This window comes from Synechococcus elongatus PCC 11801 (genome assembly GCF_003846445.2).
Lineage (GTDB): Bacteria > Cyanobacteriota > Cyanobacteriia > Synechococcales > Synechococcaceae > Synechococcus > Synechococcus elongatus_A.
Genome location: NZ_CP030139.2, coordinates 610,763 through 637,517 on the forward strand (window position 1 = coordinate 610,763; position 26,755 = coordinate 637,517).

Sequence of the window (26,755 nt, forward strand, 5' to 3'; positions counted from 1 at the left end):
ACCAGCCATTGTCACCTAGGCTACCGACCGGCTACGACCTTCTGGCAAGTCCAGCGCTAGTTTTGTCCACCGAGCCCTTGCCAGTCAAAGTCATTGAGTTGAATCGCTAGAATCCCGACTTGCTGGTTGGGGTTGTAGCTCAAAGACACCCCAAAGGCACGGCGGCTATATTCCAAGCGATAAGTGGTGTTAAAAGCTTCATTGGTGTCGAGGTTAATCGCGCTGGTGACCCCGACGAGGAAAGGACCGAGCAACTGCTGAGTTGCCCCCAACACCAAGACATTGCGATCGACCAAGCGATCGAACAGGAACGGAGAAAAGCCTTGGCCCGTCGATCGCAGATAGTCAGCCCGGAGGTTGGTGTAGTCGAAAAAATCTCCGGCAAACTTACCAAGGGTTAAATCAGCTCCAAAGCGATAGGCGAGCGAGTTTTGGCTGGTGCCGTCGCTATAGTTCGTGATCACACCCGTGATTTCAGGAATGATCCGAAGTCCTGGGGTCACTGGTGCTGAGGTATAACGCAAGCCAGCATCCGGCGTGGCCGGTAACGGATCTTCGCGCCAGAGCGTAATCGGTAGAGTTAGACCGGTTTCTAGCTGAAAGCGATTGAGATTGGCAAGGGCCGGTGAGGGTTGAGCGCCCAGTAGATTGGGCTGATCAGTCAGGGCTAACAGATTTTGGTAACTAGCTTGAAACCGAAAATTTAGCCCATCAATGCGTGGAAAGGTGTCACTCGGATTCACACCAGCAAGCGCCAGTAAGTTTAACCGCCGGGTCTCTAGCGTCACCCCATAGCTTTGCTGCACAGTTTGCACACCGAGCGAGCCATTGAAACGGCGCTCTCGGTAGCGATAGTTGAGCAAGAGGTCAAAGAAACCAAAATCCTGCCGGAGGTCTGAGCTAATCCGGCTTTGGGTCCCCAAGTTCTCAGGGTTGAGACTGGCCAAATTGGTAATCAGGCTGAACTGGGTATTGGGAGCAATATTGGCGTTCAGTCGTCCCACCAAGCCAAAAGCATCGAGCGGATTGACGGAATTGACTTCGACATCGTTGCCCAGCTCGCGGCCCCCTCCGGCCAAGTTAATCGCCCGCTGTAGCAAAAACTGAGGCGTCAAGGATAGCTGGATATTGTTTTCGTTGATAACCGAAAACTCACGCTCCAAAAATGCCCCGTTGCGATCCACTCCATCAAAGCCAACAGTCAGAATACCGCCTTCTCGCTCCTGCACCACGCTGTTGTTGTCGGGGAGTGGAATGCGGAGACTGTTCTCGAGCACCAAACCGGAGCCAAAAATCCCTAGGCTGCCCAAGCTACCCGGTGGGGCTTGATAGGTTGCTTGCGCAGAGCGAATCTCTGCTTGGGGAGGTGCAAAGGGGTCATTCGTGAGGGCAATATCTTTCGCAGTCCAGCCGTCGGGACCGAGATCGAGGCGATCGGCCTGAAAACGAACATTTTGAACACCGCCGCGAATGTCAAAACCACTGATTTGAGTAGGGAGAACGGCGCCGGGATTAGTCAGGCTTTGGAGGTCACTGGGGTCGGTATACTCGCCCCCGAAGGCAGAGGTGACCAGCAGTTGACCAATGCGACGAACATTGGTGACCGGTTGTTCGAGTTCTTCAACCGACTGAATGCGATCGGCAATATCCGTACTCGGTGGAATGGAGGGATCGAGATCCCGTGCTCCAGTGGGACCTGTATTGAAACGGCCTTGGGCATTGAGCAGGGTGCCGTTTTCTTGGAGCAGGTTGTAGGTCAGCTGACTGCCCCGTGCTACTTGCTGGCCGCGAAGCAACCAAACCCGCCCTTCGGCCTTGAGGGTATTGGCCTGAAGATTGACTTGAATCTCGTCGGCAAAGAGAACACCGCCGCGAAAGCGTAATGAAGCACGCCCTTGAGCAATCACTAATTGGCGTTCGCCGTCGAAGCTCTGGCGATCGGCCTGTAATCGCACGATGCCCAAGGACTCCAAGTTGGGTAGAGCAGGAGCCGTTTCGGCCTGTGGCTGCGGGGCAGTTGTTGGCGTTGTTACAGGGTCTGTTGGACTAGCAGCTGGTGTGGGGGCAGGTAGCCGCAGGCTCGGTCGAGCTGGAGGGGGACTGGCATCTTGGGATGGCGGTAGGACAGAACCCGGTGCTGCAGGACGGGCACTGGCTGGGGATTGGGCGATCGCCTGTTCTACCCGCTCAGTGGGGGCCACAATCTCGGCAACAACCGAAGTGGGGGGCAAACTGTCGAGCATCGCAGCCAGTCGATTTCAGCCCAACAATACTACCGTTCCTGCCAAGCGACGCCGGCACTTCAGCAGCCACCACTCCGACTGACCCGATCGCCTACACAACAAGGCCACCAGCGATGTGCTAGTGGCCTCTGAGGAAATTACGATTTAAGACCGGATCTTAGTCTTCGAGGTCTTTGCGGCTCGGGGTTCGGGCCGGGTCACTCGACAGGAAGCCGAAGACAAACAGAGCAACGAAGAAGAGTACGACAACGTAGACCGTAACCTTCAAAGCCAGCATTATTAGGGTTCTCCGCGAGCGTCAGAGCCGTCCAGGGGCGAGCGCCACAAGCGCCCAACAGCCTTCCCATCATACCTGAGCCGATCCCCCATCCCGAGGCTGTAACGGAAGTTAGCGATCCCAAATCGATCGCAACCATTGCCAAAGCCGCAGGAATCCTTGTTCACACCAGGCAATCGCACGATCCAACCAGTCAACCAAAAACTGGAGCGGATGCTGGATGTAGCGAACACTGGTGACCTGAGCATCAAGAGTGGTATCCGCGATCGTAGGGGGTAGACCAACACGCAGCGGGGTTCCGGCAAGCGGTTGGACGTGAGTAGTTGCTGCCGCTGGTAGCTCCAACGGTTCAGGAATAGCCAAAGCAGGAAGTTGGAAGAGTTGAGTGAACGGTCGGAAGGGCAGGAGCAAGAGCGATCGCAGGCCGCGCAAGCTGAATCGCCTGCGGGAACTGAGCAGTTGGCGGCGTTGAGCTAACCACCAGACCAGCCGTTGTTGCAGCAATAAACGCTGCTCGGAGCTGAGAGAGAGGAGTTGATTGTGGTGATCGACCAGGACCAAGCTGCGATCACTTAAATCTGTGGCGACGCCGCGCACGATCGCGCTAGGAGGGCGTCGTTGGAGCCACGATCGCGGGGACTTGGCTAGCTCAAAGGTCCAGCGCTGGGCGATCGCGAGGACGTCTTGAACCGGATGATCACTGGGCAAAGCTGTAGGCTCGGCAGCAGGTTGACCAGCCATCGTCGGAATTTGATCGCGCGATCGCCAGAAGGCTAGGAGCGGTACCGCGAGCAGTTCCAGTGTCCAGCGTGAAAAAAGCTTGAGGCCGCGCAGTTTTTGACGCACGCGATCGCGCCACTGCCGTCCTTGGCGGAGGATAAGATTGAACAGCCGACTCTGGTAGGGACCTGCGGAAGTCATGCCGGATTGCGGAGCCGACCCGATTCTATCCCGCTTGTGAAGGCTGACTCTGCTGCGATCGCTGCCCTTGTGACGCTGCTGCGTCGGCAAACAGAAGTTGACTTACAACCTCAGTGGCGAATTGCTCCTACCACTGTTCAATCTGAAGATTGTCTAATCGCCCAAGGATTCGAGACTTGGCCGATCGCGGAGCGCAACGAAAAGCAGCACATTGCTTGGGCGCGAGGTCAGCAAACGTATTGGCTTGCTTGCTGTTGGACGATTCCTGATCGCTGCGATCGCTGGCCCATTGCTGGCATGGCCTTGCGGCTAGCGCTGACCTGGTGGGCAGAAGCTGCTGAAGTCTATGTCGATGGACAGTTAGTTCAAACCGGTGATCTCTTTGATTGCAGCAGTCGAGTGCTGTTGCGGGAAGCAGCTCAACCAAGCGATCGCATTCAGCTGTTACTACGCCTTGTCAGCCCCGGTCACGATGATGGGGCTTTGGTGCGATCGCAGCTCATCTTCGAGTCCTCGTCAGCCTTGCCGGAACCGAGTTTCTTGGGGCAAGAGCTGGCGGTAGTTGCCAGTTTTACCGAACAGCTGCAACCGGATCTCCTGCCGAAGCTAGAGGCGATCGCGCAGTCTTTTACGAACTTGGATTGCAGCCAAGCCGATGCACCAAATCAATTGGCGGCACTGCGGGATCAACTGGCTGCGATCGCTGCACCCATCCCCGATCGCCGAGTGACGCTGCTCGGTCACGCCCACCTCGATTTGGCTTGGCTCTGGCCGGTTGCTGAGACTTGGGAGGCAGCACAACGCACCTTTGAATCCGTGCTGAAGCTGCAGGCAGAGTTCCCTGAGCTGACCTTTGGTCACTCGACGCCGGCGCTTTATCAGTGGATTGAAGAGCATCGGCCCGATCTGTTCGCTGCTATTCAAGACCAAATTGCCGCAGGACGTTGGGAGGTCAATGCGGGGCCGTGGGTCGAGCCAGAACTGAATCTAGTCAGCGCAGAATCGCTGGTGCGGCAACTGCTTTACGGGCAGCGTTACAGTGCCAAGACTTTGGGCGTGCAGAACCGCGTTGCTTGGCTGCCGGATAGTTTTGGCTTTTGCTGGCAACTGCCGCAGCTGCTGCAACAGGCAGGGATCGATACCTTCGTCACTCAAAAGTTGCGCTGGAATGACAGCACCCAATTCCCCCATGGACTGTTCCGCTGGCGATCGCCCGATGGCAGTGAAGTACTTGCGCTGATGTCGGCATCAATCGGGACTGGGATTGATCCCGAGGCGATCGCTAATTACAGCTGGGAGTGGGAGCAGCAAACCGGCCTCTCAGAAGCGCTCTGGCTACCGGGGGTTGGCGATCATGGCGGCGGCCCTACTCGCGACATGTTGGAGCAAGCCCGCCGCTGGCAACAGTCGCCTTGCTTCCCCGAACTGCAATTCGACACACTAACGGCCTACCTCGATCGATTGGGCGATCGAGATCGCCTACCGGTTTGGGATAACGAACTCTATTTGGAATTTCACCGTGGCTGTTACACCAGCCATGCCGACCAGAAAGCCTACAACCGCCAAGCGGAAACGGCTTTATATAGCGCCGAAGTCTGGGCCAGTTTTGCCAGTCTGCTAACGGGCACGGACTATCCCCAAGCCGATTTAGAAGCAGCTTGGAAGGCAACGCTGTTTAACCAGTTCCACGACATTTTGCCTGGCTCGGCTATTCCCGAGGTCTACGCTGACGCCGACCCTGAATGGCAACAGGCGATCGCTACAGCAGCACAAGTCACGGCAACAGCCATGCAGGCGATCGCGGCACAAATTAGCTGGCCATCCGCTCCGAGTCCTACCGCTGAGCCGCTACTGGTCTTCAACGATCTCCCACACGATCGCACTGCCGTGCTGGCGATCGACGGACATTGGCGCCTTTTTGATCTGGCAGGACAAGAACTTCTAAGTCAGTTCACACCAACCCAGACTCTTGTGGCGGTGACTGTCACGGGAATTGGCTGGTTGGGTTTGTGGCGGGAACCCGCGATCGCGACCCTTCCAACGATCGATCCATCTGTGCCGTTAGCGCTTGCCAATGATTGGCTGCAAGCCACAATCGACCCACGGACAGGGGATCTCCAGCAGCTACGCGATCGCCAAGAACAATCGCTGTTAGACGGCCAAGGCAATCAATTCCAGCGCTTTCAAGACCAAGGTCAGTATTGGGATGCTTGGAACATCGATCCGGCCTACGAGCAGCATCCTCTTGAAGCACCAGAGTTACAGTCCCTAACTTGGCTAGAGCAGGGCCCACTGCGCTGGCGGCTAAGACGAGTTTTGCGCTGCGATCGCTCGACGATTACACAGGATTATGTGCTGACGACATCGGATCCTTGGCTGAAGCTGGAAACCACGATTGACTGGCAGCAACGCCATGAACTGTTAAAAGTTGCTTTTCCGACCACGGTTACAGCTTCTGCGGCGACCTACGAAATGGCAGCTGGCGCGATCGCCCGATCGACACAACCAAAAACGCCTGAAGAGGCAGCCCAATGGGAAGTTCCGGCCTTACGTTGGGCTGATTTGAGTGATGAGCAAGGTGGCCTCGCCGTTCTGAATGACTGTAAATATGGCTATGACTGTCGCGATCGCCAGCTGCGGCTAACCCTGCTGCGGGGGAGCACTTGGCCGGATCCCCAAGCCGATTTAGGGCAGCATCAATTTGCCTATGCGCTTTATCCGCACCCAGAATCTTGGCAAACAGCGGGCGTTGCATCCTTGGCACGTGACTTCAATCAGCCTTTACGAGTTCAGCCCGTGCGATCGGGGCAAGGCTCCTTGCACCCTAACCAGAAACTGTTGAGCTGGAAGACTGATCAGCTCTTGCCCCTTGCCATTAAACGTTCAGAGGATGGCGATCGTTGGCTGCTGCGCTGCTACGAGGCAACTGGTCAGACAGCACAGCTGGAACTGACGGGCGATCGCGCTTGGCAGTTGGGAACGCGTTTGGATGGACTGGAGCAACCGCTATCCCACGCTTCCACGAAGATTCAGCCTTGGCAAATCGCCAGTTTTGAGTTGCAGACAAATGAGGAGGGTGAGGCCAAGGGTTGAGCCGCTGGTGAGAGACGGAATACCTGGGCAGAATCAACGCCGACAAAAATCCCCGCTGTTATTGGCGGGGATCATGAGCTTCCGTCGCGGAGGGATTAAGCTTGGTCGCCTTTCAGAGCGCGGTTGAGCTGATCCAACGCTGCTTTGCCGATGTTGAACACTGCCCAGCCAGCTGCCAATAGAATCGGAGCTAGGACAACAATTAAACGCCAGTCCATCTCAACTCTCCTAAGGTATTTGCGCGATCGCGCAGACTTTCCTTAATCATTGTGCGGATTCCGATCCTTTTTCGCTAGTCTTGACGCCCTGTCGTTGGGCGTGGGCTTCAGCCAAAGCAACATAGTGCTGGGCGTGCTGACGCAGATCAGCGATCTCCGTTTCACTCAGGGAACGCACAACCTTGGCCGGGACTCCCATCGCGAGGCTGCCAGCCGGAATTGATTTGGTGACGACAGCACCCGCCCCAACAATGCTGCCAGCCCCAATCTGGACACCATTGAGAATGATGGCTCCGATCCCAATCAAGCTGCCAGCGCCAATCTGAGCCGAGTGAATGACTGCACGGTGGCCAACAGTGACCTCCGCTTCCAGGATCGTGGGCTGTCCGGGGTCGCCGTGAAGAACAGCTCCATCTTGGACGTTGCTGTCGCGGCCGATGACAATGCGCTCGACATCGCCCCGCAGAACGGCAGTTGGCCAAATGCTGACGCCTTCCTCGAGAACGACATCTCCGCAGATCACAGCACTCCCGGCAATGTAAGTTGCTCGCTGACAGTCGGGTTCGCCCCAAGCCCGATCGCCAAATGCAGTCATGGTCTCACTCTCCTCTGGAGTCTGTGTAGGTCGTTGCCATTGTCAGCTGTGAGGTGTGCAGCCTTGATAGAACCCTACAAATTGAAAGCCTTGCTGAAGAGCCCACTGCCGCCCGCGATCGCTCGCTAAAATGTCGGCCTAGAACTGCCCGCAAGGATCTCGAATGGTCTACTCGGCCGCCCAGTATCCTCTCTTTGGTGCCGAGATCAGCTGCCCGCACTGTCGGCAGACTATTCCTGCTCTAACGCTCACCGATTCCTATCTTTGCAATCGGCACGGTGCTTTCGAGGCCAATCCCCAAACGGGCGAACTGACTCACTTGCAGTCTGGACGGATCTGGCGGCGCTGGGATGAGCAATGGCATCGCCAGCATACCCATCCCGATGGTTTGCGGTTTGAAATTCACGAAGCCCTCGATCGCCTGTTTAGCCAAGGGCAACATGCTGTACGAATTACGATCGCCGTGCGCTATCGCGAGTTGCTGCGCAGCTACTGGCAGCGATCGGGCAGCTTTGGCAGTGCTTCGGTCGCCGGCGAGCACCGTATCTATGGTCTCCCCGTACAGTTCAGCCCTGCACCCGAGGAAGATCCTTGCTGGGCAGTGATCAATTTTCAACTGGAGTCAAAAGACGGAACCTTGATGCGCTATCCCCATTTCCGGCTGTTTGATTGACCACAGTCGTCCCCTCTAGGGTGTTGGGGAACACCGCCTAGCTCTCCGATCGCTCTGACCCTGATTTTGAGTGAGAGGGAAAGCCTTCTAGTACAGTGAAAATCGCTGACTTCAGGCGATCGCTCATGACCCGCACCTACCGCATCACCTTGCTTCCTGGCGATGGCATTGGCCCCGAAATCATGGCGGTGACTGTCGAGATTCTGCGGGCGATCGGTCGCCAGTTTGATCTGGCATTTGAGTTTCAAGAAGCTCTGATTGGTGGCTCAGCGATCGATGCCACCGGAGAACCCTTGCCAGAGGCAACTCTGGCAACCTGTCGCAACAGCGATGCGGTGCTCTTGGCGGCGATCGGTGGCTACAAGTGGGATTCGCTCCCGCGATCGCAGCGTCCAGAAACCGGTCTGCTGGGACTGCGGGCTGGCCTCGGCTTATTTGCCAATCTTCGACCCGCAGCAATTCTGCCGCAGTTGGTCGATGCTTCCTCTCTCAAACGCGAGGTGATTGAGGGCGTCGATCTGATGGTGGTGCGGGAACTGACCGGCGGCATCTACTTTGGGGAGCCCAAGGGATGCTTTGCCGATGAGCAAGGACGTCAGCGTGCTTTCAACACCATGGTCTATCGCGAGGACGAAATCGATCGCATTGGTCGGGTAGCCTTTGACATTGCTCGCAAACGGGGTAAGCGGCTCTGCTCAGTGGATAAGGCAAATGTGTTGGAGGTCTCTCAACTCTGGCGCGATCGGATGACGCTGCTGAGCAGTGAGTATGCCGATGTCGAACTGAGTCACCTCTACGTCGATAACGCGGCGATGCAGCTGGTGCGCTGGCCCAAGCAGTTCGACACCATCGTCACGAGCAATCTGTTTGGCGACATCCTCTCGGACATTGCCGCCATGCTGACGGGCAGCATTGGCATGTTGCCCTCTGCCAGCTTGGGAGCAGAAGGGCCAGGTGTCTTCGAGCCAGTGCATGGTTCCGCACCGGATATTGCCGGTCAAGATAAGGCCAATCCCTTGGCTCAGGTCTTGAGTGCGGCCATGATGCTGCGCTATGGCTTGGATGAGCCCGAAGCCGCTACTCGCATTGAGGCTGCGGTCAATCAAGTGCTTGATCAGGGCTACCGCACTGGCGATTTGTATGCCGAGGGCATGACGCTGGTGGGCTGTAAGGCCATGGGGGATGCCTTGCTCGCAGCCTTGGAGTCTCCCATCCCTGCCTAGGCACCACCACTCAGTCCCCGCAAACGCCTCGGCGGGGACTTCTACTCAATTTTCAATAGCGCAGCATTTGAGCCAATCAACCGGCTGAGGCTGCACAACTGGGAACGAAGACAAACTGAGGCGCGATCGTGCCTACTGATCTCCTTCCAGCACCCCAAAAACTCCGAGAGCTGCTCGGTTGGTTGGGTCGGGGTCGCAGTGATGCTGTTTTTGGAGAAGATCGCGTCAATTTTAGTTTTTCTACTGCAATTGCTGGGTTAAATTGGTCAGTTTCCTGATCTTGTCTTCGGTTGACATACTAAATCAATGCCAACAGCAACCTATTGAGGACAGAGCACTTGCATCCAGACCATTCCAAGGAGAGGGTTGCAATATCACCATCAACTTGCAAGAGAGCCACCAACACATGGAGCTTTCGATCACTCACAATCAAGCTTCCGATTTGTTGTAAGGCAGCCAGCTCAGCGCTAGGGCGGTGCGATCGCTGAAACAGACCATACAAGATAGCCACGCAGCAGGCAAAGAAGATGATTCTGTTTTACAATCAAGCCCAATTTCAGTGATGGTTGTTTGATAGCTAAATGGGCAAAAATGTAATTCTTTCAGCAGTTGTAGGCTATTCTTACGACAAAGTAGATCTGTTCCTATCCTCTGCATTACGTAACACATCTGCAGATGTTATTTTGATAGCATCAAAAACTTCACCTCAGCTTCGCCACCAATTACTGAGTTCGCCACGAGTGAAATTAGTGACTATTGATTTCCAGGGCGAACTAACTGAGATGGTATTTCGACGCTTCTTTATTGCCAAAGAGATTTTGGCAAAAATTGAAGCAGATGAGGTGCTACTTAGCGATGCACGTGATGTCTATTTTCAATCTGATCCATTTGGTATAGAGGGAATTGTTTTTGCAGAAGAGCCTCAACTCATTGCAAGCTGCCAAGTGAATAGCAGTTGGGTCAAGAAATACTTAGGAGAAGATGAGTATCAAATAATCTCTTCAAATCCTGTTCTCTGTGCTGGCACAATTTTGGGTGAGAGACTAGAGCTCATTAGCTTTCTTGAGCACTTTACACAAAAAATGTCCAGCTTACGATCGCGGCAAACTGACTTAGCTTGGGGTGTTGACCAAGCCTGCCTCAACAGTATGGTGTGGAACACCCACTCAAATCCAACTTATAAAACTTCTAGAAACTACCAAGGCTTTGCACTAACACTCTTCCATGAACAGTCATTTTTGATCAATGCAGAGGGACGGCTGATCAATCGCGATCGCAGCATCATTCCAGTCATTCATCAATACGATCGCTTCCCTTGGTTAGCGCAGCATCTCCGCACATTTATCCCATCCTAGGCTGCGTTGTGACTCTCAACTTTTCAGCCACTTTCGCTTTTTAGTCGGGTAAGAGTTGAGCCAAGCAGATGTAGCGCCAACTCGCAGTATCATGCCGCAAGGCCCTTGGGCACTTGTTGGCGGCTCTCTTCGGACTTTTCCTTTCGTCACGCATCGGCATGAATCTGCTGTTCATTCACCAAAATTTTCCTGGCCAGTGGAAGCACCTTGCTCCAGCGATGGCTGCCTTACCCAACTACCGAGCAGTAGCCTTGGCGATGCACGATCGCCCCATCCATGCACCGGGGGTAGAGGTCCGGCGCTACAAAGCGAAGCGAAGCAGCACACCCAACATTCATCCTTGGAGTGTTGACTTCGAAAGCCAGATGATTCGGGGTGAATCCTGTGCTGATGCTTGCATTCAGTTACGCAATGAGGGCTTTATCCCGGATGTGATTTGTGCACACCCAGGCTGGGGTGAAGCGCTATTCCTCAAAGATGTATGGCCTAAGGTCAAGATTCTGGGCTATCACGAGTTTCACTACCACAAGGATGCCTCGAGTTTCGATCGTGAGTTCGTGGCACCTCCTTCCTGGCAGGATGCTTGTCGTTTGCGAACTAAAAATGCTTCTTTTTTGCTGGGCTACGAAGATATTGACTGGGGGATTTCGCCGACGCGCTTTCAGTGGGAGACACTACCAACAAGGGTGAAAGAGCGCACCAGTGTGATTCACGACGGCATCGATATTGAACATGTCAAACCCAACCCACAGTCGAAGCTGCTGATCCAAAGCCGAGACCTGACGGTCAGCCGGGAGAGTGAGGTAATCACGTTTATTAGTCGTCATTTGGAGCCAACGAGAGGCTTCCATCGCTTCATGCGAGCCTTACCGAAAATTCAGGCAAATCATCCCAAGGCCCATATTTTTATTGTGGGTAGCGAAGGGAATGGCTATGGTGCCCCTCACCCGAGTGGCAAGAGCTATAAGCAGGTGATGTTGGAGGAGCTAGAGGGGCAACTCGATTTGCAGCGGCTGCATTTCTTAGGGCCATTGCCCTATGGCCAGCTGATTAAGTTGCTACAGCTCACGACGATTCATGTCTATTTCACGATTCCGTTTGTGTTGTCGTGGTCGCTGATGGAGGCGATGGCTTGTGGAGCGTTGATCATTGGCTCAAAGACGCCGCCACTTGAGGAGGTGATTCAGCATGGCAAGAATGGCTTGCTAGTTGATTACTTCCAAACCTCAGAGCTGGTGGAGGCGGTGAAGGAAATTTTCCAGCATCCCGATCGCGGTGAGAGTTTGCGGCAGGCAGCTCGGCAAACGATCGTGGAGGGCTATGACTTGCGCTATTCGCTGAAGCGGCAACAGGCGTTGATTTTGGCGTTAGGTACCCATGTGCTGTGAAGCTCATAGTACATGTCAGCTCACCTCAAACGTTCTAGAAATAGCTTTCTAGAACGTTTGAGGTGATGAATAAGAGTGTTGTCAACTCGTGAGACTTTTGAGAAAAAATCAATTTATAGCGAGGTAGATTAGGCTTTGATATCATTTGTAGTTCTTGACTTTTTATTCCCTTTACTATCTTTTCTCTGCAATAGCTTTTAAGCAGCCAAGCAAGAAAAATTATTTCTGACACAGATCAAAATTCCCCTCCGCAATGCGAAGGGGAACAGAACAGTCAGCGATTTACCTATTTTGGTGCTAGTTAGATGACAGCCATCAATCTAGATGAATGTACTGGCAAACACCTCATTAACAAGCAGCGCTGCAGGACCAACGTCTTCAAGAATGAAGATACTGGCATTCGTGAATAAGCTGTCATTCTGTCCACTATTACCTCCGCTTTGAGCAACTAACGTGTCGCTGCCACCAAAGGCGTTAAAAGTAAACTTATTGGTCACACTATCAAAATCCCCACGCGCTAAGAACAGCGTATTATTAGGGAGGTTGGAAGCATTAACTACTAGATTTGCAGCAGTAGTAACACTGCTGACTGCATCGATATCAAGCCTATCAATCCCTACTTGAAAATCAGTAATAACATCAACTCCGCCATCAAAAGTGATAACAGTAGCTGGCACATTCCCCACAAAGGGTATCGTCGCGGAATCAAACCTGATGTTTCCAGCAGTCAGATTTTGAATTTGGGTTGGTGCAACACTGCTAGTAGCACCCTGAACAAAGACATCAGAGTCAGCACCACCTGTTAGGCGATCGGCACCCGCTCCACCATTGAGACTGTCATTTCCTAGATCGCCACTAATAGTGTCATTTCCTTCACCACCGAGGATGGTGTCATTGTTTTGGCCACCATTCAGGATATCGTTTCCAACTCCGCCATCAACAAGATCATCGCCCACATTACCGTTGATAGAGTCATTGCCAATCCCACCAAGAATACTGTCATTACCATTCAGGCCACGAATCGTATCGTCACCTTCGCTGCCGACCAAGAAATCATTACCGCTACCACCATTAATTGAGTCATTACCTTGACCTGCATTAACGTAGTAATTGACAGTCGCTGAACTAAAGTCAAATGTATCAGCTGCCTGAGTTCCTAAGACAGCGACCTTGAACTGATCACCGCGCTGGATTCCTGAAATATCACGAACATCGAATGTTGTGACTCCATCAGCGATAAAGGTCACACCTTCATCGTCAATACGGCCAGCACTCCCTATAAGCCCATCACTGTTGTCTTCGGCTTGAGCACGAACAGCTAAGCCACCATCTTGAGGGGAGTTTGTGGATCCATCATTAGGATTGTCATTCCCAACTTCCGAACTAGTAAAGGTTAGTCGGATTTGAGTGGCCACAGTAGCAAACTGAATGATATCTTGGCCCTCGCCACCATTGATACTATCAGCACCGCCTGTGTCGAGGTTGTAGTTGATGACATCATCACCAGATCCACCCAAGATGATGTCATCACCAAGGTCACCACTGATCGTGTCGTTTCCTTCGCCGCCATCAATCGTGTCGTTGTCTCTGCCGCCATTGATAATGTCATTACCAATGCCGCCATTAATCAAGTCAGTGCCTTGATTCCCATTGATGACGTCATCGCCGTCATTACCGTTGATGGTGTCGTTACCTTCTCTGCCAAGGAGTGTGTCATTGCCATCACCCCCAAACAGCCCATCATTGCCGATGCCACCAACAAGGTTGTCATCGCCACCAAACCCATACAAGGCTGCTGGATAGTTACTGGGGTTATTGGTTGCTGATGCATCAAAAGTGTCAGCACCGTTAGTCCCTAAGCCTAGATAGACACCGACATCGACTGTCCTCAAACCATCTGCAATTTGTAGAACTCCACTGCGTGCACTCAGCTGTTCAAACGCACTGAGAGTAGTCTCAGAACCATTTCGAACGCTCCCTAGACCGTTAAATGGCGAGACATAGGACAGCGGATCTCTAAACAAAGCAAAACTCGTGCCAAAAAGGCGGACTCGGGTAATGTCTGTCGCAGTAAATCTCACTCCATCCTCGCCTATGGAAAGTCCTGTGACCGTTGGAGGAGTATTGATCAATCTTCTGACTGAAAGTGCTAACGAGGAAAGAAATGACGACATGAGACACAACCTTGATGATAGTTAGTGCAGAACAGACTCAATTAATCTGCTGTTTAGACACTAGAATACTCGGTGTCAACAATTATGTACCGCAGAAAACACTATCTTTTTAAGATTCTTGCTAAAGTTCTTGAGAATGAGTCGGCTCTGTCTAGATTACGATCCTCAAACCAAATTGGATGCATTGAATGTTCAATGTCTGGGCTGACTAGCTTTTCTTAAGGATCTGTTCCTAATGAACTTGAGGGAATGGGTGTAAGTCATAGTGACCAGCGACGCTTTTTGGGAGTCGCCGGCTTGTGGGGAGGTTGATGAAGATCTGGTGATTGTATCTACCAAGCCCAAATTAAGAAGCTTTTTTCTTGCTACTCAACAGGCGTATCTATTAAGTATTAAATTCACCTACTTCAACAATTTTTCACGGCTCTAATGAGAGTAATCACCGCCATTTGGGCACACAGTTGGTCAGTTGCGGGGGAAATCCTTGAGTTCAGCTGAAAATTAGACAGGCTCTAGTAGTACCCAAGTCGTTCCCAGTTTGTATCGGTCAAATCATTGAGATGACAGAGATTAGCCATTGATTAGGTTCTGTTTCCTCCTGTCTCTCAGCCAAGTCTCTTCTTCCCAAACCTATCGCTTTTACTTTTCTTCAGCAGTAGTTTTCGTGGAGAGTGACTCGAGAGACTGTCGTCTCCTTCTTTCCTAGTGAGCTAGGTGTCTATCGGAAAGGCTGGAGCGCGGCGTAGAGACGATTCTGCCAGCTACATAAAGCAAGGGCATGGATGATACAGTCGAAGGCTGTTGCATAAGAAAGTTCAACGATGCATATTTTTGCGGATGGTTTTACCCGAGTGTCGCTGTCGGGTGGGGTGGTAAGATTGACGCTGGTGCAAAACGGTGCCGACAACCAAAGCAATGAAGTGGGTGAGCTGTTGATTCCGGCGGTGAAGGCGGAGCAGTTTGTGAAGGGTCTGGAAGCGGCGTTGCGGAAGTTGTCGGAGCAGGTGCAACAGGAGCAACAGGCAGCACAGCGCAATGCTTAGTTCTCTCAAAACTGTAAGTGAAAACGCCTGATTAGGTTTTTGCTTGATTGTTTTGATTGCTATCTATATTGCCTGAGACTTTGTTGAAGTTTCGGGCTTTTTTATTGCTTAATCAATGTCCTATGCCCCCTCTTCCCTTAATCCCTTCTTTCACTCAGGGGAGAAGGGAAGCCAAGCCAAAATTAAGATCCGGTTCCTCTCTCCTGTTTTGGGAGAGGGGTGTGTTGCACTAAGTGCTGGGGGTATCGTCTTGTAAGGGACGCCGAAAGATAAGGAGATTAACGCCGCTAATTTCTTCGCGGCTGTAGTATTCCCAGCCTTCGGAGCCGAGGCGATTGAAGAGATCGATCAGTTGTTGGAGGCCACCGGAGCTGGGCAGGGGGCGCTGGGCTTTATCGCTGTAGTATTCGGGAAATTGTTGTTCGAGGAAGGGTTTGGAGAACAGTTTTTCGGGTGAGGTGGCGGGAGTGTCTGCCTGGGAGGTTGAGCCAGAGGCTTGAGGTTTGGAAGGGCTGGTGGAGAGATAAACCAAGCGATATTGCCAGCGGATCATAGTTATCAAAGAGATGTCTAACAAAAAAGAGGGGCTATTGCCCCTCTTGAACGAGTTACTAGGGTAAGCAAAGTAGCTTACCCCTAACTGGAAAGAGTTTAGAGGTTGATGACTGGGGCTTGGGTTGCTTGGAACAGGAAGTCGTCAGCAGCAAGATTTGCCGTATCGACCAATGCCAGCAAACGCAATTCATTAGCTTCAACTTGAGCACCAGCGCCAGAAGCACCAGTCTCATTAACGAAGAAGTAGATTGCGCTTTGGGTTTGACCCTGAGCAATGATCAGACCACCTTGGCCGCTATCTGCTGTGATACCACCAGTGAGGCCGTTGACCTTGGTAGCGATCGTGCCAAAGTTGGTGAGATCCGCATCTTCGAGGCCCTGAGCATTGGTCAGGAAGAGTGCTTCCCGAGTGCCAAAGTCAATGCCACGGTCAATCCCGAAGTCGTCAAGGAGGTAGTTGCCGTTGCTTCCAGTGATACCGGCTAGCAGGTTGCCACCAATCACAATCTTGTCGCCAGTGATGTTGTCAATGTTGACACCATCATTGGCCCCACCAGCGCGATCGACATCAATCTGGTTTGATAAACCATTTGCATCAATTGTCACGACGTCGTTGAAGTCGCGAACCGGACCAAGGTTGATTGGCTGTCCAGCAGCAGTGCCATAAAGCGTGATGCCACCGTTATCAAAGTTACGGATGACATCAAAGCCCGAGGCAACACCTTGTGCAGAGCCGTCGTTGGCAGTGACGTAGCGAACGAATTCGCTGAAGGCATCTGTTGTAGCTGGGTTTGCGACTGCGGGGGCAGCAGTCAGGGTAATGGTGTCGGCACCGCCGTTCCCTTGGTAGCTGACAAAGCCACGAGTCTTCTCGATCACCAGTGGATCGTTAAGGCCAATGACCGGCTTGGTACCGGCCGTAATGCTATCAGCACCACTACCGCCCACAACGCCGGCACCCACATTAACGTCTGCAGTACCACCGAGGTTATCGGAGAACAGGAAGCCATTAATCAGAGCAAGCTTTTCAATAGCTGTCGTTGCGGTTCCCGGGTTAACAACACTGCCGCCCACACCCGCAGTGAAAGGAGAATCTTCATTGGTGATACGAGTGACGGTTTCGGGGACTAGCAGTCCAGTGAGTCCCGCTTGGATAGAGCCAGCTGGGGCAATGCTAGGAGCTGCTCCAAACTGAGGAGTGGGCAATGCAGTAGAGCCGCTGAAGAAGCCATTGCTGATAATGTTCAGACTCTGGCCAACCACAAAACCACCATCGTTGGCATTGGGTGAGATCAACCCTGCTGTGACAATGGAGTTTGCGGAGTCGGAGCTAGCATTTGCGACAACACTGATGCCGTTGGCTCCATCCGACTGAGCAGCCACCGTCCGTGCCAAACGCAGGGTAACGTCTGAATCGTCAATGCCAACAACCAACTGCTCGATGCCCGAGATCACAGGGTTGATGTCGTTGGGGCCAAGTGGCAAGAAGCCAGGTAGCAACGGATTGCCAACACGAGGTGCAAGGTCAGTATCTGTATCGATGGTGAAGCTCAGCGTATCGGTGCCAGCACCACCTCTAACCGTATCTGCGCTATCCAGCTCATTGATCGGACTGAAGGTAATAAAGTCGTTTCCTTCGCCACCAAGAATGCTGTTGCTGCCGTTATCAACAGTGATGACGTCATCGCCGGCTCCACCGTCAATGGTGTTGTTGCCGTCATCAGCAGTGATGATGTCATCGCCGTCACCACCGAGGATGCTGTTGTTGCCGTCATCAACAGTGATGACATCGTTGCCAGCACCACCAAGGATGGTGTTGTTGCCGTCATCAGCAGTGATGACATCATTGCCACTGCCACCAAGAATGCTATTGTCGCCGTCACCAACGACAATGACGTCGTTACCAGTACCACCATCAATGGTGTTATTGCCATTGCCAGCTAGGATGCTGTCGTTACCGTCACCACCAAGGATACTGTCGTCGCCACCTAGTGCAACAACAACGTCGGCACCATCACCAGCATCAATGATGTTGTCGCCAGCACCAGCCAGCACTTCATCATTGCCAGCACCAGCCAAGATGCTGTCATTGCCGTCCTGAGCAATGATGCGATCGCTACCAGCTCCTGCAACAACAATGTTGTTGCCATCACCGACATCGATCTGGTCATCACCGGAGCCAGTAAGCACAGAGTCATTGCCAGTGCCCGTGGTCACAAAGTTGTCACCATCACCGGCATTAACAATGTCGTTGTCGTTGTTGTCGACAAAATCTACCAAGGTGGGGCTGAGATCGCCGAAGGGGGGAACGGGGATAGCGAGAGGGTTGCCGGGTCCGAATAGCCCAGGATTAGCTGCTACGAACGCATTCAAAGCTGCAATGAAGGCAGCATCAGTAACAGCTGTGCCGGCTGTGTTGATAGTGTCATTGCCTGAACCCGTAACTACAGAATCGCTGCCGTTGCCAGTCACGACACTGTTGTTGCCGTTACCAGTGGCGACAACGTCATCTTCACCAACGTTATCTGCAGTGATCGTAATGGTGTCTTGCACCACGATAGGGGCATTCGGAGGGTTATTAATAACTCCGCCATCAACGGTGTCAAAGGCAAAGGAAACAGAACCCGCGCCGGCTGTATTAATAGTGTTGTTACCATCAGCCGCAATTACTGAGTCCTCGCCATCGCCGGTAACGATGGAGTTGTTGCCTGCACCACCATCAACCGTGTCGCGGTCAAAGGTAACGGTGTTGGCTGGATTGGGTAATGCAAAAGCACCTGCAACAATCGTGTCGCTACCGCCAGCACCAACAATGCTGTCGCTGCCGTCACCGGTAATCACGCTGTCGCTGCCATCTTGCAGGATGACGTCGAAAGCAGTTGCTGCAATTGAGTTCGGACGGCTAGTCGGATCGGAGTCAAGGTCCAATCTGTTGCCATTGAGGCCGTTATCAACGGTATCGCCGTCGCCAGTTGCGCCTAGAACTAGTACCCGACCGCGGAAATCTGAGGTGTACTCGATGTCGAGGTCAGCTGTAAGACCTGAAGCATCGATCGTTGAAATTTGACCGTTGCGATTGCCCAGATCTTCAATGATCTCTAGGTTGGCATCGCCGGTGATGTTCAGGGTTTCCAGTGAGTTGCTAACCCGTAGGAAGCCAACGAGGTTGTTGTCAACGCCACCAGCCTCAAGCGACTCAATGTTGATCACTTCGATCGCAGCACCTGCCCCGCCAGGACCTTGGGTGAAGTCGAAGGCAACGAAGTCACCGTCAGCATCGATCGGCGATTCTGCAAGGCGGATGTCGATCGTGTCGTCACCTAGCAGTGCCGAAGCATCGATATTGACGTTGAACGTTGTAGCGGAATCGAGGATATCCAAGAAGAGGCCATTGCCAGTTTGGAGATCCGAAAGGGTGATGGTGTCGAGATCACTCTGGTTGACAAAAATGGTTTCTAGGCCATTGGCAGCACCCAGATCCAAGAACCCAGTGCCACCTAGGGCGTCATTACCCACCCGCAGGTTCAGGGTTTGAACACCATTCAGCTCAAAGTTGCTGATGTCAAAGCTACCCGAAGTGCTGAGATCAAGTTGTGCTGCGATCGCAGCACCGCGGCTGAGAATGTCGCCTTGGCCCAGCGTTTCTTCATTACCAATGAACTTAAACAGCTCAACGGCAGTACCGCTGACAATGTTTTGACTGTCGGTCAAAACAAACTGCGCTTCACCCGAAGGAGCAGGGTTGCCTATGGATGCTTGGACTGCTGCTGCAATTGCTTCTGGGGTGGCAGGCGTGGTGGTCACCCCAAACAAGAAAGCACGCGCTGCTTCGATTGAGTCTGGCCCCGTGTAAGCAGGGATCAGCTCAAGCTCAACAACCAGATCGGTGAAGGCGTTTGCCGCTTCGACTTTATTGGCGAAAATAGCTGCGTCTGGGCTGCCCTCTTGGATCCCTTCAACAATGCGAATTGCAATGTTGGCTAGTGTCGCCTCACCGCTAGCTAGCAGTCCCGTGTAAAAAGCTAGCCCGGCATTGTCTGCGTTACGCCCAAAGATTTGCTGATAGAGCAGATTGATCGCTTGTGCATCGGATAGGCCACCGAACAGCGCTAACGCTTCAGGAGAATTGCCGAAGGCATCGGCGATTGCACCATAGTCAGTGTTTTCGCCGACCTTACTATCCCAAAAAGCTTCACCGAAAGGATCGGCTGGGCGACCATAGTAAGCAATGTAGAGCTGCTGAGCCGAAGAAATCTTGAGGGTTGCCATTTTGGAGAAAAGTCCTCACTGGAGACAAAAGACGGGAAGGCCTACACCGGATAATAAACTACCCGATCTGGCCCCGGATAACACATCCACTCCCACACACGCATCTACTGTACCGCTTATTCTTTGGTGGGCAAGCATCTAGCGCACTGGGATTATGGCACGTGCTTCTCTGAGATGACAAAGAACCTTAGCTCACTTTCTTGCCTGCTCGCCTAGCTCGCACGGCTACAAAATGAATGCGAGTTCCAGCTTTTTTTTACATTCAGCCCCTACTCCTCGTCGAGTCCCGTAGAGGAGCTGAAATGCAACTCACTCTTTCATCCCTCAGACGCTATCTTGAAAGACTTTTGGCCTACTGACGACGTGCAAGGAGAAGAACTGAGACTGCTTTTTGGTTTTCCTGACCCGTTGTGGGGCTAGCGTTGAATGAGAGAGCGTTTTCAAGAGCAGCAGCACACCCTCAACAAGTTTACAACTCTCTGACCAATCCGCCACAGCGATCAGGGTGGCTGGCATCCACCCAGTCCAACCTAGATGGACCAGCAGTGCTTCTCATTGGTACATAGCTCTTCTGCATCCACAACTGACCCATTTTTGAAAGCCATCAGCTGTTCCTAACCCTTACCACACTCATGTTTGACAACACCTCACGACTCTTTGAACATCTTTCAGTATGCCGAGACTATATCTATATCTATTTCCTCTCTGGGTACAGCTAGTGAGTCTAAAGTTGTAACCCAGTGACTGTTTTGGAGTAACCAGTTGCTGTTTTTCTGTATCTGCTGACGGTCATCAGTTACAAGGCGCCCTGCCTTTTGGCTCCCAGACTGCTAGGGAATCAATTGATAGTTGGGGAATGGGTGCTCATAATCCCAGCTCGTAGAAAACGTGGCCATTTCCTTCTGCTATCAGATTCTGGGTCGTCCAGTTTGCAACTGATGCCATCCGGAAAGCAGAATGGCTGCTTCCACTTTCTGGTGCTCCACACCTACTGACTTAGACAACTAGGGCAGAGGAGAAATGTCCTCGATCCGTCTTGCATCCTCACCTTCGCAGTTGACCACATGCAATAAGTGAATTAAACGGCATCAGCAGGCTGGGGAGAAGGTCACCATCGAGTGCCCTGAACTCTCAGGGGTTGGGCTGGGTGGATAGCACGATCAAAAAGGAGGCGGAATTGATCAGTGCTCGCGCCCCAGTAGCGCTAATTACTTTATTGACGCAAACGTCTTGAGTTGGAAGCCTGTGGCTCGGTGGCCAGAGGTGGATCCAGACCAAGCAGTCACAAAGAATCGACCTAACAATTGTAGATTCTGTTGTTAGCGATCGCATGTTGTTGGCTACTCTAAAGCCACAAGCAAACATTGGACTGATTGCTGCATGCGCTGGATGCGATCGCGCTTTTCATGGCAAACACCTCAGCGCGCTCTGATGATTGCAGCCTGCTATGGCGTGGCAGGTCTAATTTGGATTCTGGGGACTGACCTTCTCCTACACACTTGGTTTGGTGCTGAGGAACGCTTCTGGCACTGGTCCACAGTCAAGGACTTGCTCTACTTCTCCTTTTCAGCCCTTGTCCTCTACGTCCTCCTGCGCCATTGGCAAGCCATCCAGTCCTTACGTCTCAGTCATCAGGAGCGGCGACTGCAGCAGTTAGTCGGCTTGTTTGATGGCAATCCCGCTCCCCTCTGGCTGGTTGAAGCCCAATCCCTGCGGATTCTCGATCGCAATGCGGCGGCGGCGGCCTGGGGAGGGGTGACCTACCTGCAGGAACTAGCGCCGCGATCGCAACCCTTTAAACAGTGGTCAGAGCATCCAGACGTTCTCTCGCTTGTGCTGGATCTCCAGACACCCAGTGGCCAAGTGCGGACCATGGAGCTACGGCGTTGCGCTTATCCGGATCCCGCTGCGTGGCTGGTCACGGCTATAGATAATAGTGAATTGAAGATCTGGCAACAGCTGACTCAGGTCGGCTACTGGGAGCTAGATGCCCAATGCCAACGGCTGCAGACTTCGCCTTTGGTTAATCAAATCTTGGGCCGACCTGAGGATCAGGGGATCTGGACTTGGCAGCGATGGCTCGATTGCTTTGACGCTGGCGATCGCGATCGGCTTCAGCAGGATCTCACCACCGCACTCCAAACAGGGCGATCGCTGCAAGCAACCTATCGCTTGGCAAGCCAAAACACTGAAGTTGAGTTCATTGAACTGCGTGCTCTGCCGATCAAAGACCTCTCAGGAACCGTGCGATCGCTGCGAGGGGCGCTGGAACCGCAGCATCAAGCGCCGACGAACCCCCTTGACCCTTTGCCTCTCTCGCTCGATCAACCAGCCGTTTTGCGGCGGATTCTAGAAGCCATCCCCGACCCCGTTTATATCAAAAACTATAAAGGCGAAATTATTCTCCAAAATCGAGCTTGTCTAGACCTCACCCCCTTTGTTTCGCCGGAAGTCAATCGACAAGAAGAGATCAGCGATCTGGCAACGATCGCCTCTGGGCTGCCAGTGATTAATGAAGAGTGGGCTATTAGTGCTGAGAACTGGCCCAGTCAATACTTTCTGATTAGTAAAGTCCCCCTACGCAATGAAATGGGGCAAATTCTGGGTTTGCTCGGGATTCGCCGCAATGTCACGCGCTGGCGTCGAGCTGAACAGGCTCGCAATGCCCTGTCTGACCAACTAGAGCAGACTCTCGCAGCGGTCAGTGACGGCGTCATTGTCCTCGATCAAAATTTTGAAATTCGTGCTCTCAATCCTCAGGCCGCTCACCAGCTCCAACAAGACCCTAAGCAGGTGATTGGTCGAATCATCTGGGAACTATTTCCCACGGAAGTCAGCGTCACTTTTCAAAGTGAATTGCAACAGATCCAAAGTCAGTCACCAACCCGCACCTTTGAAATCTTCATTGACACTTTAGAAACTTGTTGGGAAGTCAACGCTCACTTTTCTGGAACTGAGATTTCGCTCTATTTCCGTGACATCAGCGATCGCGTTCTGAGTCGTCGTCTTTTGGAAGAGATGGCCGATCGCTTCCAATTGGTGACTCGTGCCACCAATGATGCAGTTTGGGACTACAACTTACTCACCAACGAAGCTTGGTATAGCGCCAATTACAGTCGTCTTTTTGGGGGAGGAGAGCAAGAGATTACCCACGCACTGACGCAATCGATTGACCTCCATTGGATTGATCGCGTCCACCCCGATCAGCGCGATCGCGTCTATGCCAGTTTTTCAGCAGCGATCGCTGATGGTTCGAATACTTGGAGTGAGCAGTATCGCTTTCTACGACAGGATGGCACCTACGCAGATGTTCTCGATCGGGGTTACATCGTTCGCAACGACAGTGGCCAGGCGATTCGCTTCACGGGCGCCATGCAGGATATCTCTGCGATCGTTGCTGTGAATGAACAACTGAGACTCTGGCTCAGGGCGATCGAATCCACTGGCAACAGCATCATCATTGCTGATGCCAAGCAGCCGGATCTGCCCATTGTCTATGTCAACCCAGCCTTTGAAAAAATCACTGGATTCACCGCGGAAGAAGTCATTGGCCGCAACTGTCGCTTTTTACAAGGAATTGACACGCAACAACCTGAGCTAGAAGAGATTCGCCGTGCCCTCAGTGAGGGGGTAGCTTGCGAAGTCACCCTACGGAACTATCGCAAAGATGGGTCTCTCTTTTGGAATCAAATTTCGATCGCGCCTGTCCGAGACCAGCAAGGTCAATTGACGCATATTGTTGCCTCTCAGATGGATGTCAGTGAGAGCAAAGAGTTTGAGTCTATGCTGCTTCAGCAAGCCACTCACGATGCCCTGACAGGGTTGCCCAATCGTTTGCTCTTTCTCGATCGCCTCGAACAAGCTGCTGCCCGAGCTCGCAGTGGTGGTTCACCCGTCGCTGTTTTATTTATTGATCTTGATAATTTCAAAGCAATTAACGATGGCTTTGGCCACAGTGAAGGCGATGTTGTTTTACAGCTGACCGCTGGCCGACTCCAACAATGTATCCAAGAACATGAAACCGTTGCTCGTCTGAGTAGCGATGAATTTGCCATTCTTTTGATTGGACCTGATGTTCAGAGCCGATCGAAGACCAAAGCCACGGCAATTCAAAGCTTAATTGCGAAGCCCTTTGAGGTCATGGGTAAGCCAATCGAGTTAACCGCCAGCATTGGGGTTGCGATCTTTCCCAACGATGGTCAGCTCGGGCGCGATCTCCTACAAGCTGCTGACCTAGCGGTCTGCGCTGCCAAGCAGCAAGGCAAAAATCTTTGGTGCTCTTTCTCGATGGCGATGCGCGAGCAGCTATTGAGCCGAATCGATATTGAAAAGGACTTACGTCAAGCACTGGTCGATAACTCCTTTGAGCTATATTTTCAGCCCCAAATTTGCTTGAGTCGCCGCCGGCTTTTGGGTTTCGAGACCCTCATCCGCTGGAATCATCCCGAGCGTGGTCTAGTCTCACCGGGAGAATTCATAGCGATTGCCGAAGAGTCTGATCTGATTGATGCGATCGGTTTGTGGGTGATGCGAGCTGCAGGGCAAACCTTGCGTCGTTGGATTGATCAAGAGAGCTTTACCGGCAGTTTCTCCTGTAATATTTCTGCTCGACAGTTTCTGCGTCAAAACTTTTTCTTAAAGCTCTTTGAGGTTTTACAAGAGTTTCAAATCCCTCCTCAACAGCTGGAAATTGAACTCACCGAAAGTAGCTTGATTGAGTCGCCAGAACGCTTTGTACAGTGGCTGCAGGAAGCACGTTCCATGGGCTTCAAGATTTCCCTAGATGATTTTGGAACCGGCTATTCCAGCTTGGGCTATCTCAAGCGCTTGCCGATTAATACCTTAAAAATCGATCGCAGCTTCATTCGTGACCTCTCACACGATAGTGATGATCAAGCCATCGTGCAGGCGATTGTTGCCATGGCCAAGGTTCTGAATCTTCAGACGGTTGCGGAGGGTGTAGAGACACTAGAACAAGCAGCCTTTTTAGAAGCGATTGGCTGCGATGCCGTCCAAGGTTTCTTCTACAGCCCGCCGCTCCCAGAGGCCGAAGCGATCGCCTTTCTCCATCGCCTCAACACAACCCAGTCCTGAGCAGCAGGGCACAGTCGGTGCGATCGCCGCTCAGTCAGAGCGGTAAGATGAGAGGCTGTCTTCCGCTGATTGGCATGGCTCCTCAACTGCGTATTTTTGTGCCGCCTCATCCGCTCATTCGGCACTGGCTGGGGATTGCCCGCGATCACCAAACACCCACTCCTCTCTTTCGCACCGCGATCGCTGAACTCGGTCGTTGGTTGGCCTATGAGGCAGTTCGGGAATGGCTGCCCACTGTCTCAGCAACCGTGCTGACCCCGTTGGCAGAGACTCCAGCGGAATTTGTCGATTTTTCGCAGCCCCTCGCGATCGTGCCGGTTCTACGAGCTGGCCTTGGTCTGGTGGACTCTGTGCAGCAGGTGTTGCCCACAGCCCGGATTTTTCACCTCGGGCTGGAGCGAGATGAGGCGACCCTTGACCCCCGTTGCTACCTCAATCGCCTACCTGAGCAATTCGACGCCAATACTCGCGTTCTCGTCCTAGAACCAATGCTGGCAACCGGGGGTTCACTGCTCTACGTCTTGGATCAGCTCAGCGATCGCGGTATCCCCGCCGACCAAATTCGCGTGCTCTCGATCGTAGCTGCCCCACCCGCCCTGCAAAAACTGAGTCAGCGCTATCCTGCCCTAACCATTTACAGCGCCATTATCGATGAGCAACTTAATGATCGCGGGTTCATTGTGCCGGGGCTGGGGGATGCAGGCGATCGCCTGTTTGGAACCTGATCTCAAAAGTCTTTCCTGCTGCACCCAATGAACCTCAAACAGGTTCAGCCACTCTCCAACAGCAGACTGCACTCGCTGAAGTAGCAACTACGATAGCCAGAGTTTTCACAATACGCTCAAGCTCAAGCGACAGTCACGGCGGCTGACGGTTTGCTGCTGAGGGTTGGCAGGGGCTGCGGAAGGTGCAAGACAGGCTGCCATGCCCTTATGAAAGCCCTTGAAAAACGACTGGATGCGTTCTTCGGGGGTACCGTGATGGCTACTGGATGTAATGTCGTAGTCGCCGTAGAGCCCGTAGGCTGTGACCACTTCATCGAGGTCGTTGGGTTCCAAGAGATCGAGATCGTTGAGGTAGGCCATCTGTACGCCTGCAAAACAGTCGGCCTCCAACTCAATCGCTTTGAGGGGGCGCTCAGCCTTTAACAGACCCAGGCGATGCTGAATGGCATGGCCATATTCATGAATCAACGCCAAGAAAGCCGCACTGTCGCCCAGTTCTAGGGCAATCCCACTCAACTCATTTTCATTGAAGTAGATATTGCCATCGCGGACACAGTAGTGGGCAAGAAAGACATCACCGCAGGGGGAATACCGCCGCGCACTTTTCTGGGCAACCCAGTTACCACTCGCGTCAATAAAAGCAGGGACTTTAAACTCGCGATCAAGCCGCCGAAACACCGATCGCCAGAGAAGAACCAGCTTCGTTTCGACGGTATTCTTCGCAGCTGGCGTCCATTCCGCGATCGCAGGCAGGGCTGATCCGAGGACCCAGATCAGGCCACCAAGGGCAATCCACTTTCTCCCTAACATGGACGTTCTCACGCGCGATCGCAGCGGATGAGCTGCTACTACTAGCCTAGGCGAGCGATCGCAACACTGGCGGTACGATCAGAAATCGTTTGAGTGCCA

Annotated in this window: 17 protein-coding genes; 8 read left to right on the top strand and 9 right to left on the bottom strand. The window is 52.8% G+C overall.

What is annotated here, in order from left to right; genetic code table 11:
- Positions 1 to 56: 56 nt before the first annotated feature.
- From DOP62_RS02875 to DOP62_RS02885, 3 genes are all read right to left on the bottom strand, one after another.
- Positions 57 to 2,231 (bottom strand): DUF3769 domain-containing protein, encoded by a 2,175-nt coding sequence (locus DOP62_RS02875; RefSeq protein ID WP_370538856.1) that lies wholly within the window; start codon positions 2,229 to 2,231, stop codon positions 57 to 59.
- A gap of 169 nt (positions 2,232 to 2,400) precedes the next feature.
- Positions 2,401 to 2,520, bottom strand: coding sequence for a photosystem II reaction center protein I (locus DOP62_RS02880; RefSeq protein ID WP_011244696.1), 120 nt, complete (start codon positions 2,518 to 2,520; stop codon positions 2,401 to 2,403).
- 111 nt (positions 2,521 to 2,631) lie between these two features.
- Complete coding sequence (locus tag DOP62_RS02885; protein WP_208672766.1) at positions 2,632 to 3,441, bottom strand: hypothetical protein; 810 nt, start codon at positions 3,439 to 3,441, stop codon at positions 2,632 to 2,634.
- 36 nt (positions 3,442 to 3,477) lie between these two features.
- Here DOP62_RS02885 and DOP62_RS02890 point away from each other — a divergent pair, with 36 nt between their 5' ends.
- Complete coding sequence (locus DOP62_RS02890) at positions 3,478 to 6,534, top strand: alpha-mannosidase (protein ID WP_261789765.1); 3,057 nt, start codon at positions 3,478 to 3,480, stop codon at positions 6,532 to 6,534.
- Positions 6,535 to 6,629: 95 nt separating this feature from the next.
- Here the strand turns inward: DOP62_RS02890 and DOP62_RS02895 are convergent, their stop codons facing one another.
- The gene (locus DOP62_RS02895; RefSeq protein ID WP_208672762.1) at positions 6,630 to 6,752 is read right to left on the bottom strand and encodes a photosystem II protein Y; all 123 of its coding nucleotides are present in this window, start codon (positions 6,750 to 6,752) and stop codon (positions 6,630 to 6,632) included.
- A 46-nt stretch (positions 6,753 to 6,798) separates the two neighbouring features.
- Positions 6,799 to 7,347 carry a gamma carbonic anhydrase family protein gene (locus DOP62_RS02900; protein ID WP_208672760.1) on the bottom strand — a complete coding sequence of 183 codons (549 nt, stop codon included), beginning with the start codon at positions 7,345 to 7,347 and terminating at the stop codon, positions 6,799 to 6,801.
- 163 nt (positions 7,348 to 7,510) lie between these two features.
- Between DOP62_RS02900 and DOP62_RS02905 the strand changes: the two genes are divergently transcribed.
- The 4 genes from DOP62_RS02905 to DOP62_RS02920 all read left to right on the top strand — a co-directional run bounded on the left by DOP62_RS02905 (position 7,511) and on the right by DOP62_RS02920 (position 11,986).
- Positions 7,511 to 8,020: a TIGR02652 family protein gene (locus DOP62_RS02905; protein ID WP_208672758.1), complete on the top strand. Its 510-nt coding sequence runs from the start codon at positions 7,511 to 7,513 to the stop codon at positions 8,018 to 8,020.
- 125 nt (positions 8,021 to 8,145) lie between these two features.
- Positions 8,146 to 9,243: a 3-isopropylmalate dehydrogenase gene (gene leuB, locus DOP62_RS02910; protein ID WP_208672756.1), complete on the top strand. Its 1,098-nt coding sequence runs from the start codon at positions 8,146 to 8,148 to the stop codon at positions 9,241 to 9,243.
- A gap of 581 nt (positions 9,244 to 9,824) precedes the next feature.
- A complete protein-coding gene (locus tag DOP62_RS02915; RefSeq protein WP_261789764.1) occupies positions 9,825 to 10,598 on the top strand; it encodes a hypothetical protein in 774 nt (257 codons plus the stop codon).
- Positions 10,599 to 10,756: 158 nt separating this feature from the next.
- Positions 10,757 to 11,986 (top strand): glycosyltransferase, encoded by a 1,230-nt coding sequence (locus DOP62_RS02920; protein WP_208672754.1) that lies wholly within the window; start codon positions 10,757 to 10,759, stop codon positions 11,984 to 11,986.
- Positions 11,987 to 12,306: 320 nt separating this feature from the next.
- Here DOP62_RS02920 and DOP62_RS02925 read toward each other — a convergent pair whose 3' ends face one another.
- Positions 12,307 to 14,160, bottom strand: a complete 1,854-nt coding sequence (locus tag DOP62_RS02925; protein ID WP_208672752.1) for a calcium-binding protein — start codon at positions 14,158 to 14,160, stop codon at positions 12,307 to 12,309.
- A gap of 821 nt (positions 14,161 to 14,981) precedes the next feature.
- Between DOP62_RS02925 and DOP62_RS02930 the strand changes: the two genes are divergently transcribed.
- Positions 14,982 to 15,203 carry a hypothetical protein gene (locus tag DOP62_RS02930; protein WP_208672750.1) on the top strand — a complete coding sequence of 74 codons (222 nt, stop codon included), beginning with the start codon at positions 14,982 to 14,984 and terminating at the stop codon, positions 15,201 to 15,203.
- A 229-nt stretch (positions 15,204 to 15,432) separates the two neighbouring features.
- Here the strand turns inward: DOP62_RS02930 and DOP62_RS02935 are convergent, their stop codons facing one another.
- Positions 15,433 to 15,756 carry a hypothetical protein gene (locus DOP62_RS02935; protein WP_208672748.1) on the bottom strand — a complete coding sequence of 108 codons (324 nt, stop codon included), beginning with the start codon at positions 15,754 to 15,756 and terminating at the stop codon, positions 15,433 to 15,435.
- A gap of 98 nt (positions 15,757 to 15,854) precedes the next feature.
- Positions 15,855 to 20,027 (bottom strand): beta strand repeat-containing protein, encoded by a 4,173-nt coding sequence (locus DOP62_RS02940; RefSeq protein ID WP_208672746.1) that lies wholly within the window; start codon positions 20,025 to 20,027, stop codon positions 15,855 to 15,857.
- Between the two features lie 1,389 nt (positions 20,028 to 21,416).
- Here DOP62_RS02940 and DOP62_RS02945 point away from each other — a divergent pair.
- Both DOP62_RS02945 and upp read left to right on the top strand, forming a co-directional pair.
- Positions 21,417 to 25,121 carry an EAL domain-containing protein gene (locus DOP62_RS02945; RefSeq protein WP_370538857.1) on the top strand — a complete coding sequence of 1,235 codons (3,705 nt, stop codon included), beginning with the start codon at positions 21,417 to 21,419 and terminating at the stop codon, positions 25,119 to 25,121.
- Between the two features lie 74 nt (positions 25,122 to 25,195).
- The gene (gene upp, locus DOP62_RS02950) at positions 25,196 to 25,846 is read left to right on the top strand and encodes a uracil phosphoribosyltransferase (RefSeq protein ID WP_208672742.1); all 651 of its coding nucleotides are present in this window, start codon (positions 25,196 to 25,198) and stop codon (positions 25,844 to 25,846) included.
- 105 nt (positions 25,847 to 25,951) lie between these two features.
- Here upp and DOP62_RS02955 read toward each other — a convergent pair whose 3' ends face one another.
- Complete coding sequence (locus tag DOP62_RS02955) at positions 25,952 to 26,656, bottom strand: neutral zinc metallopeptidase (RefSeq protein ID WP_208672740.1); 705 nt, start codon at positions 26,654 to 26,656, stop codon at positions 25,952 to 25,954.
- Positions 26,657 to 26,755 lie beyond the last annotated feature (99 nt).